Below are 19,754 nucleotides of genomic sequence, written 5' to 3'. Positions count from 1 at the left end.
AGTTGACAGTTGTATGAAATTCTCTATAATTCACTTCCATATTGTGGGAATAGCTCAGTTGGTAGAGCACAACCTTGCCAAGGTTGGGGTCGCGAGTTCGAGTCTCGTTTCCCGCTCCAAAATTTTAAAAAACGCTTATCGAAAGATAAGCGTTTTTTTATGGCTGTTTGTTACAGCTTGCTTGCAGTCAGCTTTATAGATGGGTTTGATCCATAATTTTTAGAGCATTTTCGTTGAAATATGCTTCTGAGCTAGTTCTATCTTTAGCTTTATCTGCAACTTTGAATCAATAAAATAAATAGCCTAAGCTCAAATATGATTGTTTTTCATTTGAAACTCGAGTCAAAAAGCGAGTTAATTAAAACAGCATACAAAAATGCGTTAAAACAAAAAACACACGCAGAATCAAAGTGTAGAATTGCATAGATATGCTAAAATTGCGAAAATTAAATGTGCTTCAATAAATCACTTTTATTGAGGTGTAGAAAATACTCAATTTAAGTTGAACGTTGAATGCCAAACATGTCAAATACCATTGATTTCCAATCTGTAGCCTTAGACACTTTAAGAATAGAAGAACAAGCATTACAAGTCTTGGCGACGCAAATTGATCAGCGTTTTAGCCGTGCCTGCGAAATCATGTTGCATTGCAAAGGGCGTGTTGTGGTCACAGGTATGGGAAAATCAGGTCATATTGGTCGTAAAATGGCTGCGACGTTTGCCTCTACAGGCACGCCGTCTTTCTTTATGCACCCGGGTGAAGCAGGGCATGGTGATTTGGGAATGTTGGTACGGGGTGATGTTTTAATTGCCATTTCCAACTCCGGCAAAAGTGATGAAATTATGATGTTGATGCCACTCATCAAACATCTGGAAGTTCCTCTAATCACAATTAGCGGTGATGATCGCGGGCCGATGCCACAAAATGCTGATGTCGCTTTAACATTAGGCAATATTCAGGAAGCTTGTCCACTTGGTTTAGCACCAACCTCAAGTACGACTGCAACCTTGGCATTAGGTGATGCATTGGCTGTAGCGTTACTTGATGCACGTGGTTTTACTGCCGATGATTTTGCTCGTTCACATCCTGCAGGCGCTTTGGGTAAGCGCCTGTTATTGCATGTGAAACATTTGATGCATACCGGTACAGAATTACCTAAAGTTGCACCAGATACACCAATGAACAAAGTGTTATACGAAATTTCAAACAAACGTCTAGGTTTAACCACAATTGTCGATGAAAATGACGTCTTGTTAGGCATTTTCACCGATGGTGATTTACGACGTTTAATTGATAAACAACAGGGCTTTGATGTGAATTTACAAGTTGGGCAAGTGATGACTCAACATCCTGCAACGATTTCACAAGAAGCACGTGCAGTTGAAGCTTTAGAACAATTACGTGACCGTAAAATCAATCAGTTTGTGGTGGTGGATGATGCCAATAAAGTCATTGGTGTGATCAGTATGCATGACTTGATTCAAGCAGGGGTAAACTAAACAATGGCATCTTATATTTTATTAGAGCAAGCGCGTCATATTGAAGCTTTGGTTTTAGATGTCGATGGAATTCTAAGTGATGGTTTTGTCACCTTAACCAACAGCGGTGATGAAATTAAATCATTCGATATTCGTGATGGTTTAGGTATGAAACTGGTGCAACAAGCAGGTGTTAAAGTCATTATCATCACGGGTCGTAAAAGTAATATTGTCGAAAAACGCATGTCCGATTTAGGTGTAGATTTGGTCTATCAAGGGCGTGAAGATAAAGGCACTGCATTGCAGGAAGCCTGTGCCAAGTTAGGTTTATCACCTGCAGATTGTCTCTATATGGGCGATGACTGGCCTGATCTTTCAGCGTTTTCGATTGCAGGGATGAAAGTCACAGTGCCAAATGGACATATTGAAGTGCGTCGTCGTGCCGATTTAGTCACACAGGCCATGGGTGGGCGCGGTGCGGTACGTGAAATCTGCGATATGATTTTAACCGCCAAAGGTGTGTACCAAAGCTTACTTGAAAAATATCTCAGCATCCCTCATTAATTAAGTCATACATTCAAAGGTTTGAGTTACAGCCCCACTTATGGATACTAAAGTTTTATACGTTACTGCGATTGCAATTGCAGCTGTAAGTGGTGGTTATTACTATTACAGCGGTAAAGGCAAAAAACTGGAAACTGACGCTGCTCGCTCTATGACTTATAGTGCAGAGCAAATTCATCTGACCCAAACAGATGAGCAGGGCAATTTATATGTGCGTGCGCAAATTGACCGTTTAGAGCAAGACATGCAGCAAAAAACCTCTAAGCTGGAAAATTTGAATGCCTCTATGTATAAAGCGGGCGCGGTGGATGCCACTTTTTTTGCTAAACAGGCACAAGGTTTTAATGACAACGAAAAGGTTGTGTTGTCAGATCAAGTGCTAGCAACCAAGTTACTCGCTCAAGGCAAACTGACGCTTGAAACAGTCGAGTTGAATGTGTTTCCTAAAACACGTGAAATCAGTACCGACAAACAAGTGACTGTACAATCTCCACAGGCTGATTTTATCAGTCAGGGCTTAAAAGCCAATTTAAATGACGGGCAATACGAATTTTTTAATATTCGAGGAAAGTATGAACCATAAATCTAAGCTTACAGCTCCTAAAGCGTTGATAAAACAAGCAGCACTTGTGGGCTTGGCGGTGCTTTCATCGGCAGGTGCATGGGCAATTCCGTCAGACCGCAGTCAGCCTATTACTTTATTGGCAGACCGTGCGACCTTTAGTGAACGTACTGGCGTCACCACTTATACAGGCAATGTGGTGATTGAACAGGGCACCATGAAACTGCAGGCAGATTCGATTGTTGCTAATCTGAACAGCAAAAAAGAAATTAGTGTCATTACGGCAACGGGCAGACCTGCGCAATTCCAGCAAAAGACTGATCCAGCCAAAGGGCTTGCCAAAGGTCAGGCGCAAAAGATTGTTTACAATGCTGAAACAGGAATTATCACCTTAACGGGTGGCGCACTTTTAGAGCAAGATGGAGCCAGTATTCGTGGTAATACCTTGCGTTATAGTATGAACAAAGGCGATGTTGAAGCGATTGGTACACCGAACAAAACTGGTTCTGAAGCGGGTCGTGTAAAAATTGTGATTCCACCATCAAGTTCAAAATCATTCCCGGGAGCGCGTGATTAATGGATCAAACGAGCGCAGCACAGGACAGCGTCCAGCACGGTCAGCAGACTTTGTGTATTAAGCATTTAGCCAAAAACTATAATAAGCGCTGGGTGGTTAAAGACGTTTCATTTGAAATGAAAAGTGGTGAAATTGTCGGGTTACTTGGGCCGAACGGTGCGGGTAAAACCACCAGTTTCTACATGGTTGTGGGTTTGGTGCGTATGGATAAAGGCGAAATCCATTTAGATCAACTGGATTTATCTGACCTTGCCATGCATGAACGTGCGCGTAAGGGGATTGGTTATTTACCGCAAGAAGCCTCTATTTTCAGAAAGCTGACCATCGCTGAAAATATTATGGCTATTTTAGAAACCCGCAAAGATTTAAATAAACAGCAACGTCAGCAGCGTTTATCAGAATTGCTGGCAGATTTTAAAATCACGCATATTAAAGATTCATTAGGGATGAGTGTGTCGGGTGGCGAACGCCGTCGTGCAGAAATTGCCCGTGCTTTGGCAGCAGACCCTAAATTTATGTTGTTAGATGAGCCTTTTGCAGGGGTCGATCCTATTTCTGTCGGTGATATTAAAGATATCATTCGTACCTTAAAAGATCGTGACATTGGCGTATTAATTACCGACCATAACGTCCGTGATACTTTAGCCATTTGTGAACGTGCTTATATTGTTAGCGAAGGTTCAGTCATTGCAGAGGGTACACCGCAAGAAATTCTGGAAAATGAAATTGTGCGTGAAGTTTATTTGGGTGAAGACTTTTTTGTTTAAAGCTTGAATGTTCTAACCGTTATTGGTTTTCGTATGCTTACTGCATAAGTTGTAGAACAGAAAGTCGTGTAAACATTATTTAACCTTCTATACCTTTGAGGATAGAAGGTTTTTTCATGGTGGTTATCAGTCCAAATAAGCTATAACTCTAAATACGTTAGAGCGCTAAACACGTTATAATTATCAAGTTTTTATTTAACTGGTTGATTGATCTGGAGTGTTATGCCATTTACCATTGCTGCGCCCATCACTTTTGAAGAAGAAATTAAAAAAAGTCGATTTCAGGCAATTGCTGTGCCTGTAGATAATGAGCAAGCGGTAAAAACTTTTTTGGAACAGCAGCGTGATTCATCTACCACACATCAATGTTGGGCATGGAAAATCGGGCATCAATTACGTTTTAATGATGATGGCGAACCTTCAGGTACGGCAGGACGTCCTATTTTAGCCACGATTGAAGGCAATGAGTTGACTAATGTTTTGGTGTTGGTGAATCGTTGGTACGGCGGCATTAAATTGGGCACAGGCGGCTTGGTACGTGCCTATGGGGGATGTGCAGGGCAATGTTTGGCTCTAGCAGAAAAAATAGAACTGATTGAAAAAAAGACCGTGCAATTTTCCTGTCATTTTAATGAGTGGGCAATTTTACAATACGAGCTAAATAGTCAGCAGATTGAGTACAGCGAAGACTACACCGCCGAAGGCGTGTTGGTAAAGGCATTCATGCAAGTCGATCAAATAGACCCTTTAAAACTAAAATTACAAGATATTAGCCGTGGGCGTGAACAACTCAAAATCCTTGAGGATGATCAAGATGACTGAAGCAAATTCACCTGATCCATTATCGAAGTACCGTGAGCAGCATAAACACCGTTTAAACTACATGCCGTGGTTATATTGGTCATTAAAACCTAAACATCGTGTATGGGCAGAAGCTTGGCAGCAGGAATATCAAGCTTATTTAATGGCAATGGAAACGGTGGAGATTGGCAAAAACTGTTTTATTTCCCCTTTGGCACATATTTTTGCAGAGCCGGGGCGTAAAATCAGTATTGGCGATAATACCTTTATTGCAGCCGATTGTACTTTGCATGGCCCTTTAGAAATTGGCAATGAAGTCGCGATTAATCACCACTGTATTTTAGATGGTGGCAGAGTTGGAATTAAGCTTCATGATCAGGTGCGTATCGCAGCATATTGTCATTTATATGCATTTGATCATGGCATGGCTTTGGATCAGCCCATTTATCAGCAAGCGGTGCGTTCACAGGGCATTGAAGTTGGTAAGGATGTTTGGTTAGGTGCGCATGTTGGTGTTAAAGATGGGGTGAAGATTGCGGCACATGCAGTCGTTGGTATGAATAGCATGGTCACCAAAGATGTTCAGGAGCGGGAAATTGTGGTAGGAAACCCTGCCAAATTGATTCGTTATCGTGAGTAAATACGATGCAGCAAGGCTAAATCTTTAAACTTCATTACATTTTTTCATGTCCCTGCAACACGAGTTGTGTTAAGTTAAAAATAACAACTAAAAAATAGCCTGCAAAAGGCAGTAAGAGAGGCAATAATGAAACGTGTAATTGCTTGTATTGATTCTTCGCCTTGTATTAATGCGCTTGCTGAAGCTGCTGCGTGGATTGCAACACAAACTCAACGTGAATTGGTGTTATTACAAGTTTTGGATTATTACCCCGCCAGTTATCATTTGGGGGAAATTAGTGGCGTGATTGGTTTTGAAAGTAATGCCATGTTACTCAAAGAATTAGCCGAATTAGAACAAAAACAAAGTGAATTAGCACTCGATTATAGCAACAATTTATTGCAGCACATTTCCAGTATGATTCAGGAAAAGTTCGGCATTGTACCTACCCACATTCAAGAAAAAGGCGACTTTTTAGAACAAAGTTTTAGTGTGCTGAACGAAGAAGATATTGTGGTGATTGGACGTGTGGGCGAGAAATCTGCTGAACGCAATAAGGCTTTAGGCAGTAATGTCGAAAACTTTATTCGTGGTGCAAATTGTACTGTGATGACTGTCGGAGAGCATTTTAAAGCACCAAACCGTTTTATTTTTGCTTATGAATATTCCCCAACTTGTATCAAAATGATGAAGCGAATTGCACAAAGTGATTTGCTTAAATTATTGCAATGTCATTTGCTCTATGTCGGTGATCACCCAGAAGTTTTAAATGAACCTGCAGATTTTTTAACTTCAGCGGGTTTAGATGTGGTGGTGGAATATCGTTATGGCGATGTGGCTGAAAATATCTTAGATTATCAACGTGAACATGGTATTCAGTTGATTGTACTGGGGGCATTTAGTCACAGTAAAATTCACCAATTTTTCTTGGGAAGCATTACCACCAATATTTTCCGTAACTCAACTGTTCCTTTGTTGGTGGCAAAGTAAAAATCGTAAATGATTCAAAAAAGATCATTTCAAAAGATTGTTTAGTTGAACTGATGTAAATGCTTGCTGACTGTCCATGGTTATCCGCATAATTTGTGGATAACTGTATGGACAGTATATGTAACATTATAATATATAATGTAAAATTGCTTTAGGTTGTTTTTTAACCTTGTGTGGACTTTACTTTACAATCGCTAAAGCAAAGCCATCATGTCCTTTGCTGCCTACAGTTTGTAATGCTGTGCACGATAAAATTCGCGAATGATTTTGCATGGCTTTGAACATGTCACGAATCCCTTCAATGCTTGGTTTGTGATTGTCAGGATTTAAAATTTCCCCTGCACGAATTACATTGTCTAAAAAGATAATTGTACCTGAGCGTGAAAGTTTAAGACTCAGTTCCAAATATTCAGGATAGCTTTGTTTGTCGGCATCAATAAAAATAAAATCAAAAGCTTCAGTATCTTCTGGCAGAGCTTTTAGAATTTCTGCAGCACGACCAACTTTTAATTCAACCTTTTGTTTTAATTGAGCGCGGTCAATATTTTCTTGTCCCAAAGCTGCATGGGTATCACGTCCTTCAATCGTGAGTATATAACCATCTTCAGGCAGCGCACGTGCTAGCCACATTGTGCTATAAGCTGCGAATGTGCCCAATTCCAACACACGTTTGCATTGATTCATTTGAATGAGCATTTGTAGCAACATGCCCTGATTTGCCGCAACTGCAAGGTGATCTGGAAAACCTTTGGCATCGGTATTTTCTAAAGTTTGCGTCAAAATTGGGTCTTCGGGAATTAAATGTGATTCGATATAGTGATCGATATCCGTCCACATTTGTTGCATAGCGTGCTCACCTTTGTTGCGATGTGTGCATTGTAAACTTTTCTGCTCAGAGTGCAATTTATTCGCGGAATGGAGCAGGTGATAATCTATTTCGCAATAAAAAAAGAGGTCAATTTGACCTCTTTAGGATTTAATTCTAAACAACACTGAATTAGAAATTACACATAGATGAATGGCGGCTTAAATCTGGCCCCCAAGTTCGATAACCTTGTGTATCAATATGAATTTGTCCTGAAGCGTATAAGCCTAAGCCCATGTTTAAACTTTGACCATATTGCTGCCAGAACTGACACAGTCTGTATTTGGTACTTTCAATATAGGCATAGTCTTCGGCATTCGGGAATTGTGGCCCAATTCTAAAATCAATGGCTGAGTTAAATAAGTGACGCGATGAGTTCGCACCACCTGCACATTGATTCAGTGGTAAATCTCGATAGACAGAAGTGACTTCAAAATCAGTTAAGACTTTAGAGGCGACCAAATATTTAAATACACGCAAGGTAGGCACCTGATTTTGCCACAATTCACGACTTGGAATCATAAATTGCGAACGTCCACAGCGTTGCCAGTCACGTGCGGTACGCATTAATTCAAAACTTGGAATAATATTGCCAACACCGTTGTGTTCCAAGAAGCGTTCATATTCACGAACTTGGCGTAAATTGTCACTCACTGCCACCCATGCATTATACGAATAAGGCACAATTTTAGGTGCTACCTGACGCTCATAGGTGATTTTTTCTTGAGGAATGAAAATTCGTTTTCCATCGGGCGTGGTGATCGTTGTTGTTCTGTTTGGGGTTGAACTACAAGCAACCAAGATAACGGGAACAATGCTGAACGAAAACAGCGCCTTGAAAAATTTCTTCATTAGGCAAATCAGATATTTATTTAAAGTGTCCGTATTCTAATCGAAAATGCTGGTTAAAATTTGAAAATATTGCAATCAAATGTGTGTTTTAGGTATAAAAAAAGATCAGCACAGGGCTGATCTTTTTCACAACAAGACGAACTTACTTTTCTAAGTATTGTAATTTGTCTGGTTTGCCATTCCATTCTTCGCGGTCAGCAGGTTGATCGCCAATTTGTGTAATGTTTGGCCAAGTCTGTGAAAGTTCGGCATTTAGCTCAATAAACACTTCCTGACCTTCTGGTAATTCATCTTCAGAGAAAATAGCGTTGGCAGGACACTCTGGTTCACATAATGCACAGTCGATACATTCGTCTGGATTAATGACAAGGAAGTTCGGACCTTCGTAGAAGCAGTCTACAGGACAAACTTCAACGCAGTCTTGATATTTACATTTAATACAGTTTTCAGTGACAACAAATGTCATGGCGACAGCTACCTAAAAATATGGTTCTAATTCAGAATAGTCTATTTTAGGCAAAAATCACTACAACTAACAATCGCTTTTACTGATATTTGATATAGACAGTGCTGCTAAATTTGATAAAAGGGGGATAAAATCATCAAAAAAACTTATAAATGACAAAGACTCTCAATTGAGAGTCTTTGTTTAGCTCAAATATTTTAGAAATAACAGCGGCTAAGCGTTCAATTGTTCCTTTAAAGCATACAATTGTTCCAGCGCTTGTCGTGGCGTTAAATTATCGACATCTATACTACGTAATAAATCTAAAGCAGGTGATGGTTTTTCTACCTCTATTACACGTTCAATCACTTCTGGTTCAGCTGAGCTTGTTGCTGGTGCAAATAGGTCATCTTGAACGGCTAAATTGACATTTTTGTGCTGCTGTTTTTCTAAAATTCTTAAACGGTTTTGCGCTTCTTTAATCACATTGGCTGGAATGCCTGCCAATTTTGCCACTTGCAAACCGTGACTTTGGCTTGCAGGACCTTGTTGAACTTTGTGCAAGAGAATCAGGTTGCCATTCATTTCTTTGGCGGTTACGTGGTAGTTATCCACCCCAGATTCTTTGCTTAATTCGGTCAATTCAAAATAATGCGTTGCAAATAGGCATAAACATTTGATGCGTTTGCTTAAATCCAACACACATGCCCATGCCAAAGATAAGCCATCGTAGGTACTGGTTCCGCGACCAACTTCATCCATCAGCACCAAAGACTGTGAGGTTGCATGGTGTAAAATTTGTGAAGTCTCAGTCATTTCGACCATAAAGGTCGATTTACCTGTCGATAAATCATCGGCAGAACCAATACGGGTAAACACGCGATCAATAGGACCTAATACGGCTGTTTGGGCAGGCACATAACTACCACAATAGCCAAGTAGGGCAATGAGTGCGGTTTGACGCATATACGTTGATTTACCGCCCATATTCGGGCCAGTAATAATTGCCAAACGATGATTGTAGTCGAGTAAAGTATCATTCGGTGTAAAGGCGGTTTTACTCAAGGCCTCAACAACAGGATGACGTCCTGCAGTAATTTTAATTCCAATTTCAGGGCTATATTCAGGGCGTGCCCAATTGCGTAAACGTGCTTGATGGGCAAAGTTTGCCAATAGATCAATTTGTGCAATCGCGCTGCTCATCATTTGTAATTGAGCAATGTCTTGGCGTAATTCATCCAATAGCATTTCAAATAGCATCTTTTCACGGGCTAAAGCACGGGACTCGCTAGACAGGACTTTATCTTCAAAACTTTTTAGCTCTGGGGTGATGTAGCGTTCTGCATTTTTTAAAGTTTGACGACGGATATAGTGTTCAGGTGCTTGCTCGGCTTGGGCGCGAGTGAGTTCAATGTAGTAACCACTGACACGGTTGTAGCCAATTTTTAACGTTGGGATACCGCTTTCTTGGCGCTCTTTGACTTCTAAATCAATCAGGAATTGCCCCGCATGATCACGGATTTTGCGTAGTTCATCGAGTTCACTGTCAAAACCCTCTGCAATGACATTGCCATCACGCAATAGTACAGGTGGGTTTTCTACAATTGCCTGCATCAGCCGTTGATGCAGTCCATGAAAATCGCCCAGTTCTTCATTCAGGTTTTGAATGAGTGCGGATTGTTGTGCAGAAACAATGGGCTGTAAGGCATGACGCAAATAGGGAATTTGCGCACAGGCCTGACGTAGTTGTACCAAATCACGTGGGCGTGCGCTACCGAGTGCGACACGACTCAGCACACGTTCAATATCACTAATTTCTTTCAGTACCAAACGCACAGGCGACTCATGGTAACCTTGTATTAAGGCTTGAATTGCATCCAGTCTTGCATCTAACAATGCCGTGTCACGCAAAGGTTGCATCAAGGTACGACTCAGTAAACGGCTACCCATGGCAGTTTGGCAATCGTTAATCAGTTGGAATAAAGAAGTGCCGTGTTCAAATAATGGTTCAACCAATTCCAAATTACGTCGGGTCACAGGATCAAGCGCAATAAAATCGCTGCTTTGTTCTAATTGAATACTGCGAATATGTGGTAAAGCCGTTTTTTGGGTTTCTTTGGCGTAGTGTATTAACGCTGCCGCTGCTGCTTTGGCTAAGGGCAAATGATCAATACCAAAACCTGAAAGTGACGATACAGCAAATTGATCACAAAGCGTTTTTTGTGCATTGTTCAGGTTGAAATCGACATTTGGGCGTTTGGTCACAGGGCAGTCAAGCTGCTTTTTAACCTGTTCAATAATATTCGGATCGACAATATCTTCATCGACCACAATTTCGCTTGGCATTAAACGAGAAAGTTCAATCGCGAGTTGTTCAGGCAAATAATCCATTTGCTGAACTTTAAAAATCCCTGCACTTAAATCCAGCAATGCGATACCAATTTGGTTTTGCTGTAAGCATAAAGAGACCAAGTTGGAAGATTGATGACTGTTGAGCAAGGCATCATCGGTGAGCGTGCCTGGGGTGATAATCCGTACTACTCCACGCTCTACAGGACCTTTGCCTGTCACCTCGCCAATTTGCTCACAAATTACCACGGTTTCGCCTTTTTTGACCAAGCGAGCGAGATAACCTTCAGCAGCATGATATGGCACGCCCGCCATTGGAATAGGTTTGCCACTAGTTTTACCACGGTGGGTGAGGGTAATGCCTAAAAGTTTGGCAGCTTTGTGTGCATCATCAAAAAATAATTCGTAGAAATCGCCCATGCGATAGAACATTAAAGAATGTGGATGTTCCATCTTCACCCGTAAGTATTGCTGCATCATTGGAGTGTGTGAAGATAGATCAGCCATGATTTCTGTCATGTTCATGCAGTTGAAGTCCTTTAATTTGAAGCGTAATTTAAGTGTAAGTATGTGACTAGCTTATTTTACGCCATCTTAGTCAAATTAGTGAACCTGCATGTCATTGTTGCTCGCTCTCTAACGAGTCGAACATCGAGCGGTTTAAGCTTTTAAATGGATAATATTCAATTGATCGGGTGTGTTAGTGAGCACACAGCCATAAAAAATATCGCCCATAAAATCTAAACCCACAGTTTCAAAAATGATATCGCATAGCTCAAAGAGCTTAGCTGTTGAAAATGTATGATTTGCGAAGTTAAAAGTGAAAATTATTGTGTCATTTGGCTGAATTTTACTGAGTTTTTCGTGTAATTCATCGTTATAAAAAGCATCGAAATTTGATTGTTTTCTATGGATTCATTTAGAAAGTAGTGCATGTTGTAACATTATGCTTTGCATGGTCTTATTTCTAGCTAAAAGCCGTACTTTGGAAAAACTTCATCACAATCAAAGTAAAAAAAGCCATCATCTTTTCAGATCATGGCAAGCTATTATTCAAACTCAAGCTATGTAGAATTTAAAAATTCAAACTATATGACACGCCCAAAATATTTTGGCTCATGCTTAAATTGGCTTCGCCACCACCAAAATCAGCGGGGATAGAGTTGTTACCTTGCACTGTTTCTTTGAGTGCGTGTGTATAAGCCACACTTACATTTTGTTGATCATCGAGTTGCCAAGTTGCACCAACACTTAAATGCTCTTGTACCACACCTGGTGCCAAAATATTTAGGAAGGTTTGATCATTTTTAACAGGCTGATCGTTATAGCTATAACCCGCACGTAAAGTCAGTTTTTCTGAGGCTTGATAAGTCGCTGAAATTTTGTAGACATTGATGTCATCCCATCCAAAACCAGGACCTTGTGTTGTGCCAAATTTATTGTTTGCGAATAATTGATCCAGTTTATTGCCAACAGAATCTACATCTGAATAATTAATGCGTAAGTAATCTGTCGCGACTGATAAAGCAGGGGTAAGTTGATAATTTAAACCTACACCATAGCTTTCAGGTACGTCAAAATCACCTTGCTTGGCAAATAAACCTTCATATTTCTTAAAGCGGCTGGCATTAATTTTAGATGAATAGCTTGCACCAAGGGTCAGTTTATCATTTGGTTTTGCCGACCAGCCAATACGTGCACCTACGCCGTATGAATCGTCATTGCCACGATCGCTAATTGCCGCACCGTTTGACGAAGCACCACCAAAGACATCACCAGCAAAACCTTGTGCACTAAAACGTTGATATAAAATATTTGCAGCCAAGGCTATAGATTGATTTTCTGCATATTTCCAAGATAAAGCAGGTGAAATAAAGGCTTGGGTTAATGAAATACCTGCGCTTCCTGTATTATCATAAACTGCATAAGGATTATTTTTATAATTGGTATTCATGCCACCATTGCCATAAACCGCAATACCCGCAGTGACTTGTTCATTCACTGGGTGAACATAACCTACATCTGGAATTACAAAGTATTTACGGCTATTGCCATCATACTGACCATTTGCTCCATAACCATTTCCTGTAATTTCAGACTCACGATCTGGAGAGAAAATAGTTAAACCTGCATCAACACGCTTATCTAACCAGCTCAAACCCGCTGGGTTGCTTGCAATAGTCAGACTGTCCTGAAAATTGGCAATAGCTGTGCCTGCGTTTCCTTGAGATTTCACACTATATGCATGCATGAAATATCCTGTTGTTGCAAAAGCAGATGTTGAAAACAAAGGTGCGATAACAGCAATTGAGATAAAAGAAGATAGATATTTCATGAGAATATAGATCGAGTAAAAACAATATATGCGGCAGTATATTGAAAAGTTGTATTCTTGTATTTGAATATAAATTCATATCTTTATTCTATTTTTGAATATATAGCTATGAAACAGCAAGGGTATTCATTCTATATGTATATCAAAATGATGCTTCAACTCTTTTGACCAAAGAAGCTCCCTTGGGAGCTTCTTTATTGATTTACATTGCTTTAATTCATAATTATAAAGTGCTTTATGCCAAGTTTTCTAACACAAATTGTGGCGATTTAATAAATAATCGAATCAATGCTTGAGCAGAACTCGACGGTTGACGGACACCACGTTCCCAACTTTCTAAAGTTCGGGCAGAGATACACAATTTTGCCGCAAGTTCAGTTTGTGAAATATTCATTTTTTGCCGAACTTTAATGATCTGTTGTGCTAAATCCAAACAAGCCGTTTGCTCTACAGTATGATTCACATGATTATGACTGTGTTGAAGCAGATGCATAGTTATCTCCTCCTTAGGGTCGAATAAACAAGTCAATGAGTTATTAAAATAAGTATTGTCCTACAGCTGCATAAATTTGATACTGCAAAATTTACACTTTAGAGTGAAGCAAAGATGGCAACACTGTAAGAAATGATAAGAAAATTCAAGAGTCAAAACGAGGCGGAGCACGACCTTGTGGTAGAATAAAAAGCGGCTCAGTTTGAAATAGTGTTGGTGTAAACGATGTTTTAAAAGACAAAATCCGAATTTGCGTTCGGACTAAAATTGGTCTGAGTTTGTTTTCAAATAATGGTAGTGCAAAACTATAAACTAGACAGTATTCACATTCATGATCTGTATGCGCCGCATCTTCAGATGATGCATGTTCGTGTGAACTTTCAAGTTCCAATGCAACATGAGTCGCAGTTTCATGGTGTGTAGATGAATACGAAGAATGGGGTGCGGTGCGTTCTAAAAATAATGCTTGGGCAATAGTTTCACAGACAGAGGAAAAATGTTGTTTCTCTGGCAATAAAGGCTGTAGGAACACAGCGACTTGTAACAAGATTGCAAATAATCCTAGCAATCTGCCCAACATCATAAACACTGTATCAATCTTTTATTCAATTTATTCATGTAATACTATAACAAAAATGCCAATGATAAATATTGAAGTATTACACGAAGTTTTAATTAATATTTAACCTTAATATTGAGCGTTATTTAAGCATTCAACAGACCCTAGTATCATCTTGTAAAAGAAACTGTCGGAAAACCTGCTTCCAGCCAAGCTTGCATACCACCTTGCATTGAATAGACTTTCTCGAAACCCATTCTTTGTAAGGCTTGAGTGGCAAGTGCAGAACGCGCACCAGTACCACAAAGTAAGTAAATATCTCGTTCAGCCAGATTGGTAAGGGCACGTTCAACATCGCAATAGTGGTTTACTACAGGGTGTTGTGCAATTTTCATTTCTAACATGCCGCGTGGAAAATTCACTGCACGGTCTATTGCACAAGCCTGATGTTCTTCAGGTTCTCGTACATCAATCAAAATAATATCGGGATGTTGCAAATATTTTTCATGCAATTCTTGCACGCTAATTTCTGTAATTTCACTTTTGGCTTCAGTGATTAGTTGATCTGGTGTTTTCATTCATCCACACTCATTTATTTTGAGTCTATATAATATAATTTTATATATTTAATAAGATTTTATTATTGTTAGCAAATGTGTCTGATCGAATATCGTTGTGATTTTCTATAAAAAACATTTTAAATCAGGTGTTTAAATCCTGATAAAATTTAAGCCATCAATTGATCAAAAAGTCATATCTTATTCAACTATAAGGTATATACTAGATTTAACACTTTTGTTCGATTGTTCAGGGGACGTAAAATGCCTGCAAGATTTTTTGGAATTTTTCTGGGTTTAATTGCAGCGGTATTAATCATTGGTGGATTATTCATCAATATGATCAGTGGTGAAGCTACCGTCGTGGAATACTGGATTTTATTGTTGCTTCCATGTTTCGGTGTGCCAATTTTATCTGCAGTGTGCCTAAAAGAAATTGACTAAGCACAAAAGTACAAGTTTTCTTTACATTAAAATTGATAGCTGATTTATTCATCGCATTTGATTTTAATAATACAAAAACCCATGAGATCATGGGTTTTTGTATTTATAGCAAAATAGTTTATCTCGAGTCTTTATGTGAATATTTGCAAAGCAGCGTTGCAGAATTGGGCTGTTCAGTAGCCTAGTCATAGTTATATGCTATTAAAATGTAACGACAATATTTAAGCTCAATAACATGCAAGCATTCCATTATCAGGCATTGCCAATCGATGTTCACTTTGGCGTAGGTCATCTGCAAAAAATCCAAGAGATTTTACGTCCTTATGCCTATCAGCGTATTTTAATTATTACTACTGCAGGGCAACAAGCCGCAGGCGAGCGTTTATTGACACAAATCCAAGACATGGCTGTAGCGGTCTATCCTCATGCGGTGATGCATGTGCCAAAAGAGGTTGCAGATCAGGCCATTCAAGATGTGCAGCGTTTAGGAGTAGATTGCTGTTTGGCATTAGGCGGTGGCTCTGCGATTGGTTTAGCCAAAGCGATTGTCTTAGAAACTCATTTGCCGATTATTGCAATTTCGACCACTTATGCAGGTAGTGAAATGACAGCGGTGTATGGCATCACCGAAAACCAGCTGAAAACCACAGGCAAAGCAGCTCAAGTTTTGCCTAAAGTTGTGATTTATGATCCTGAATTGACACTCAACTTACCCACTGAAATTTCGGCATGTTCGGGCATGAATGCGATGGCACATGCAGTTGAGGCATTATATGCACAGGATAAAAATCCCATTGTAAGTTTAATGGCGCTAGAGGCGATTACTCAACTGGCACAGGCTTTACCTGAAATTGTGCAAGCGCCTCATAATATGCAGGCACGTGAACACGCTTTATATGGTGCATGGTTGGCTGGTGTGTGTTTGGGTTCGGTGGGGATGGCAATTCATCATAAAATTTGCCATAGCTTAGGTGGACGTTATCAGTTGCCACATGCGCAAACCCACGCCATTGTGTTGGCGTATTCAGTGTATTACAACCGACATGCAGATATTGCTGCAATGAATCAACTGGCAGCGGCTTTAAATGTGTCAGATCGGGAACAGTTGGGCTTGGCGATTTATCAGCTTAACCAAAGATTGAATATTCCAATGGCACTTAAAGATTTAGGATTACCCGAAACAGCACCTGCCCAAGTGGCACGTATTATCTGCGATAGTCCATATTATAATCCACGCGAATATGACTATGCCGAATTAGAGGCCTTATTGACCAAAGCTTATTGGGGACAAGCACCAATCTAATACTGCTGAGAAATAGCATGATAGATAAAAAACCGAAGCCACTTAGACTTCGGTTTTTTATTTACCGTGACGGATTACGGTTTATACAAGCCTAAATCTTGCAAATGTAATCTAAGAATACGTCGCAGTTCCAATACAGCTTCTGGCGTTTCCTGAATGGAATGTCCGCCTTTAATAATTTTTTCTGAAACAGCGCCATCTAAGTGGGCACTGTTGTAATGCACCACATCGTCATTCATTAACAGATGCTCAGTGCTGTCGGTATTATTGCCAATAATACTGTGATATTTAAATCCTTTGACAGGCAAAATATCTTCAGTTAATTCCGTAAATTTGGAATTTTTACTTAAATCACTCGGTCCATTTTGAATGACGCCATGCCCAATTTCTTTGGTTAGATTTTTTAAATCGACTTCATGTTGCTGCAAGGTATCCGCAAACGCGCTTAAAAATGCAGTCGGTAAGCGAATGACTTTACGTGCTGCAAGGGTGAACCAGCGGTCTGCAAACTCTGTACCTTTATGCGGTGCAGCCAAGAATATTGCACGGTTAAAATTGGTGATGGGTTTAAGGCGCAAACGTGCTTGCAACAAAGGATCAGATTTAAAGCGTTCCAGACGTCGGTTTTTAAGCATTTGCATGGCAGGTTGAGTTAAATCAGTATCGCTGACCAACAAACGTGCCAAAATACCACCCATGCTGTGTCCAATTACTACAGCATCTTTTTTGGCTGCAGCAGAAGGACTGACCTGTTTAAAGCCTTGTTGAAGCAAGGCATAAATTTGGAAACGGCTTTCTAAAATTGGCATATTGGTCGAGTAAAACACTTGCCAGACTTGAAAGTTTTCTCGCAATACAGGATCGCCCATAATATCGTTGGTTAAGCGAATCCACGCTTCGGGGCTACTGGCCAAACCATGAATGAGTACAATGACTTTTTTATTCGGATTATAAGGCTCAAGTAAGTACAAATGCGGCATACTGAGTCGTTCTTCACGATCAATTAAGGATAAATAAGCCGATTTACCTAAATTATTTTGCGCTAACCACAAGCCATAAGGTGCAGAAAAGTTAGCTGCAAGCGGGTAGTTCTTTTGTGCAATTTGGGCAGATTCATATTTATATGGATCATAAGCCTTGAGCTTAAAATGCGGCCGATTCAAAATATCTTCAATGGAATTGGCGCTATGTGGTTCTGCAGTGATTGTCGCGGCTAAATAGCGAGCTTGGTGAATATTTGGATTTTTTCCTGCAGGATAATCATATTTTAGCGGATCAATAATATATTTGCTTTTGCTCAGATCATCGTTTGGATTTTCAGGCAATACCACCAGAAATTCAGACCCAAAACCATCACGGCGCGTGACCGAGCGCAAACCCGAAAAGTTCAGGTTATAGGTTGACATCAACTGCTGAATTTTTTGTTGTTTCAGCTGCGGGTAGTACTCAAAATCAATGTCATAAATGCTGTTGCCAACACGAATTTGTTGTTGCAATTCATCGTGTTTATAGCGCAGCGCATAGCTGCTGACCAATTTGGCAATCGCCTGATTATAAAAATCCCGAATTTGGACTTGTCTGTTATCAAAAAGACGGTCTTGCGGCGCACGTTTGGTTTTAAACATGTAGGCGTAACTATAACGAATACTTTGATCGAGCATGTGCAATTGCTGATCTAAACATTGTTCATAATTGGCCTGATGAATTTTTTGTTGTTCTTCCGATCTTTTACTGTTCAGAATACTGATTTTACAGGACGATGAATTTGCCAGTTCAATCGCTTTCGCTAAATATAATTCACTGGCGGTTGAGAGCAGTTGTTCATCCTGAATTTGTGGGATTTGCTTGAGTGCACTCACACATTCTTCAGGTTTTTCGGCACAAATATTGGCTTCACGTCCTGTCATCGACAAGACATTTAAACTGGCTTCACTCAGTTTTTTGCGCGATAAAATACTATCACGTTCATTGGCAATACTAACTTTTAACGCCTGATTTTTAACACTGACCACCTGACAACCAGACAGCAGTGTTGTACTGAGCAATGCAGCAATCACAATTTTATTCATGGAAAGTCTGGCTTAATTTTTAAGATTTTTTTCCATCATACGTTTTTTTAAAGCTTTTTCAATTGCGTAGAAAGCAAAATAGACCGTCGAAACGGTCTATTTTTAGGTATTTTTGTATCGATTTTTTATTAAGTGCGTGGTGCGATCACTTGCCACACATTCCAGCGACCTTGCTTTTCAATTTCAGCAATCAAACGGTCAGCCACTTCGGCTTCTTGCGGGTATTTGATTTTATAGTTTTTCAAAGTTTGTACTGCATTTTTCTTTTGTTCCATGGCAATATAATTGTTTGCCGCAGACAAATAAGCTTCCTGCACACCTGCTTTCATGGCTTTGTCTAAATAAGGAATGGCTTCACGATGACCGCCACCTTCAGACAGACCGAAACCAAACCAGAAATTCGCTTCGGCATCTTCCTGATTAATTTTTAAGATACGCTGCGCATAGTTAAGTGAGCGTGTGGTGTAAACAGAGCCTAAGTCTAGGTTACGTGCCATAACACTGGCTTTAAATGCACGCATCAAAATATCAAAAGAGGCATTTTCATTGGCTGCCAAAGTGTCTAATTGTTGAGTCACTTCTTTGAGCTTTGCCTCGAAACCACGACGTTCCTGACGTTCGCTAAAACGTGGTGGATAGTGACGTGCTTTGCCTTCGACCAATTGTAAGAAGTCATCAATTTCGGTGATGTCAATTTCGTTTTCACCTGCCAAAACTGCAAACTTCAAGCTACGGGCATTGTTATTGACCGTAGGTACAATCAATTTGTTTTGATCTAAGGTAATGCTTTTGCTTGGATCATTTGGGTTAGTAACCACCATTTTAGTCACAGGCTGTGCTGCTGCTTTTTGTAGGTTAATTTCAAATGGTGGTGGGGCATCATAATTAAATGGATTTAAGGCATAGAATGGTGCACTTAATTCAGGTTCGGTAAATACGATAGGTGGTTTTACTTCTTGTTTTGGTGGTGCAACACAGGCGCTAACGAGCGTTGCGGCTAGAATACTGAGTGCCAAAGGCTTAAGAGTCATGGTGTTCTTCCGTTCAATTTATTTTAAAAGTGAGAGGTGATTGTGTCGGATTAAAATATTGCATGTCGGTCAGTCTAAGAAATCTGTTCCGAA

The 19,754-nt window shown here is 40.0% G+C and carries 20 protein-coding genes and 1 tRNA gene; 11 read left to right on the top strand and 10 right to left on the bottom strand.

Annotated features, from left to right (window positions below):
* Positions 1-43 precede the first annotated feature (43 nt).
* The 9 genes from CF596_RS00840 (at position 44) to CF596_RS00800 (ending at position 6,359) form a co-directional block, all read left to right on the top strand.
* Positions 44-119 (top strand) — tRNA-Gly (locus tag CF596_RS00840).
* A gap of 403 nt (positions 120-522) precedes the next feature.
* Positions 523-1,500: a KpsF/GutQ family sugar-phosphate isomerase gene (locus CF596_RS00835; RefSeq protein WP_004973067.1), complete on the top strand. Its 978-nt coding sequence runs from the start codon at positions 523-525 to the stop codon at positions 1,498-1,500.
* Between the two features lie 3 nt (positions 1,501-1,503).
* Complete coding sequence (locus tag CF596_RS00830) at positions 1,504-2,043, top strand: HAD-IIIA family hydrolase (protein ID WP_004973069.1); 540 nt, start codon at positions 1,504-1,506, stop codon at positions 2,041-2,043.
* Positions 2,044-2,083: 40 nt separating this feature from the next.
* A complete protein-coding gene (lptC, locus tag CF596_RS00825; RefSeq protein WP_096900926.1) occupies positions 2,084-2,626 on the top strand; it encodes an LPS export ABC transporter periplasmic protein LptC in 543 nt (180 codons plus the stop codon).
* A complete protein-coding gene (lptA, locus tag CF596_RS00820; RefSeq protein ID WP_004973072.1) occupies positions 2,616-3,182 on the top strand; it encodes a lipopolysaccharide transport periplasmic protein LptA in 567 nt (188 codons plus the stop codon). Before lptC ends, lptA begins: the two co-directional genes overlap by 11 nt.
* Entirely contained in the window at positions 3,182-3,949 is a 768-nt protein-coding gene (gene lptB / locus CF596_RS00815) for an LPS export ABC transporter ATP-binding protein (RefSeq protein ID WP_004973074.1), read from the top strand. Before lptA ends, lptB begins: the two co-directional genes overlap by 1 nt.
* Positions 3,950-4,171: 222 nt before the next feature.
* Complete coding sequence (locus tag CF596_RS00810) at positions 4,172-4,771, top strand: YigZ family protein (RefSeq protein WP_096900925.1); 600 nt, start codon at positions 4,172-4,174, stop codon at positions 4,769-4,771.
* Entirely contained in the window at positions 4,764-5,390 is a 627-nt protein-coding gene (locus CF596_RS00805) for an acyltransferase (protein ID WP_096900924.1), read from the top strand. Before CF596_RS00810 ends, CF596_RS00805 begins: the two co-directional genes overlap by 8 nt.
* 126 nt (positions 5,391-5,516) lie before the next feature.
* Positions 5,517-6,359, top strand: coding sequence for a universal stress protein (locus tag CF596_RS00800; protein WP_096900923.1), 843 nt, complete (start codon positions 5,517-5,519; stop codon positions 6,357-6,359).
* A 180-nt stretch (positions 6,360-6,539) separates the two neighbouring features.
* On the opposite strand, the gene CF596_RS00795 is transcribed toward CF596_RS00800, so the two are convergent.
* The 8 genes from CF596_RS00795 to CF596_RS00760 form a co-directional block, all read right to left on the bottom strand.
* On the bottom strand, positions 6,540-7,205 hold the full coding sequence (locus tag CF596_RS00795) for an O-methyltransferase (protein ID WP_004973089.1): 666 nt from the start codon (positions 7,203-7,205) through the stop codon (positions 6,540-6,542).
* Positions 7,206-7,356: 151 nt separating this feature from the next.
* Complete coding sequence (locus CF596_RS00790; RefSeq protein WP_004973092.1) at positions 7,357-8,076, bottom strand: D-Ala-D-Ala carboxypeptidase family metallohydrolase; 720 nt, start codon at positions 8,074-8,076, stop codon at positions 7,357-7,359.
* Between the two features lie 142 nt (positions 8,077-8,218).
* Positions 8,219-8,542: a ferredoxin FdxA gene (fdxA, locus tag CF596_RS00785; protein WP_004973093.1), complete on the bottom strand. Its 324-nt coding sequence runs from the start codon at positions 8,540-8,542 to the stop codon at positions 8,219-8,221.
* Positions 8,543-8,755: 213 nt separating this feature from the next.
* The gene (gene mutS, locus CF596_RS00780) at positions 8,756-11,395 is read right to left on the bottom strand and encodes a DNA mismatch repair protein MutS (RefSeq protein ID WP_096900922.1); all 2,640 of its coding nucleotides are present in this window, start codon (positions 11,393-11,395) and stop codon (positions 8,756-8,758) included.
* A 550-nt stretch (positions 11,396-11,945) separates the two neighbouring features.
* Complete coding sequence (locus tag CF596_RS00775) at positions 11,946-13,205, bottom strand: outer membrane protein transport protein (protein ID WP_026438485.1); 1,260 nt, start codon at positions 13,203-13,205, stop codon at positions 11,946-11,948.
* A gap of 235 nt (positions 13,206-13,440) precedes the next feature.
* Positions 13,441-13,698 (bottom strand): helix-turn-helix domain-containing protein, encoded by a 258-nt coding sequence (locus tag CF596_RS00770; RefSeq protein ID WP_004973099.1) that lies wholly within the window; start codon positions 13,696-13,698, stop codon positions 13,441-13,443.
* A 145-nt stretch (positions 13,699-13,843) separates the two neighbouring features.
* Entirely contained in the window at positions 13,844-14,278 is a 435-nt protein-coding gene (locus tag CF596_RS00765; protein ID WP_096900944.1) for a DUF2946 family protein, read from the bottom strand.
* Positions 14,279-14,427: 149 nt separating this feature from the next.
* Positions 14,428-14,835, bottom strand: coding sequence for a rhodanese-like domain-containing protein (locus CF596_RS00760; protein ID WP_096900921.1), 408 nt, complete (start codon positions 14,833-14,835; stop codon positions 14,428-14,430).
* Positions 14,836-15,078: 243 nt separating this feature from the next.
* Here CF596_RS00760 and CF596_RS00755 point away from each other — a divergent pair, with 243 nt between their 5' ends.
* Positions 15,079-15,258: a hypothetical protein gene (locus CF596_RS00755; RefSeq protein WP_096900920.1), complete on the top strand. Its 180-nt coding sequence runs from the start codon at positions 15,079-15,081 to the stop codon at positions 15,256-15,258.
* Positions 15,259-15,493: 235 nt separating this feature from the next.
* Positions 15,494-16,561 (top strand): maleylacetate reductase, encoded by a 1,068-nt coding sequence (locus CF596_RS00750; RefSeq protein WP_096900919.1) that lies wholly within the window; start codon positions 15,494-15,496, stop codon positions 16,559-16,561.
* 74 nt (positions 16,562-16,635) lie between these two features.
* Here CF596_RS00750 and CF596_RS00745 read toward each other — a convergent pair whose 3' ends face one another.
* The gene (locus CF596_RS00745) at positions 16,636-18,630 is read right to left on the bottom strand and encodes an alpha/beta hydrolase (RefSeq protein ID WP_096900918.1); all 1,995 of its coding nucleotides are present in this window, start codon (positions 18,628-18,630) and stop codon (positions 16,636-16,638) included.
* Positions 18,631-18,758: 128 nt separating this feature from the next.
* Complete coding sequence (locus CF596_RS00740; RefSeq protein WP_004973117.1) at positions 18,759-19,661, bottom strand: hypothetical protein; 903 nt, start codon at positions 19,659-19,661, stop codon at positions 18,759-18,761.
* Positions 19,662-19,754 lie beyond the last annotated feature (93 nt).

The sequence above is a fragment of the Acinetobacter sp. YT-02 genome (assembly GCF_002412355.1).
In the GTDB taxonomy this organism is placed as follows: Bacteria; Pseudomonadota; Gammaproteobacteria; order Pseudomonadales; family Moraxellaceae; genus Acinetobacter; species Acinetobacter towneri.
This window is presented reverse-complemented; position numbering and strand designations above follow the sequence as displayed.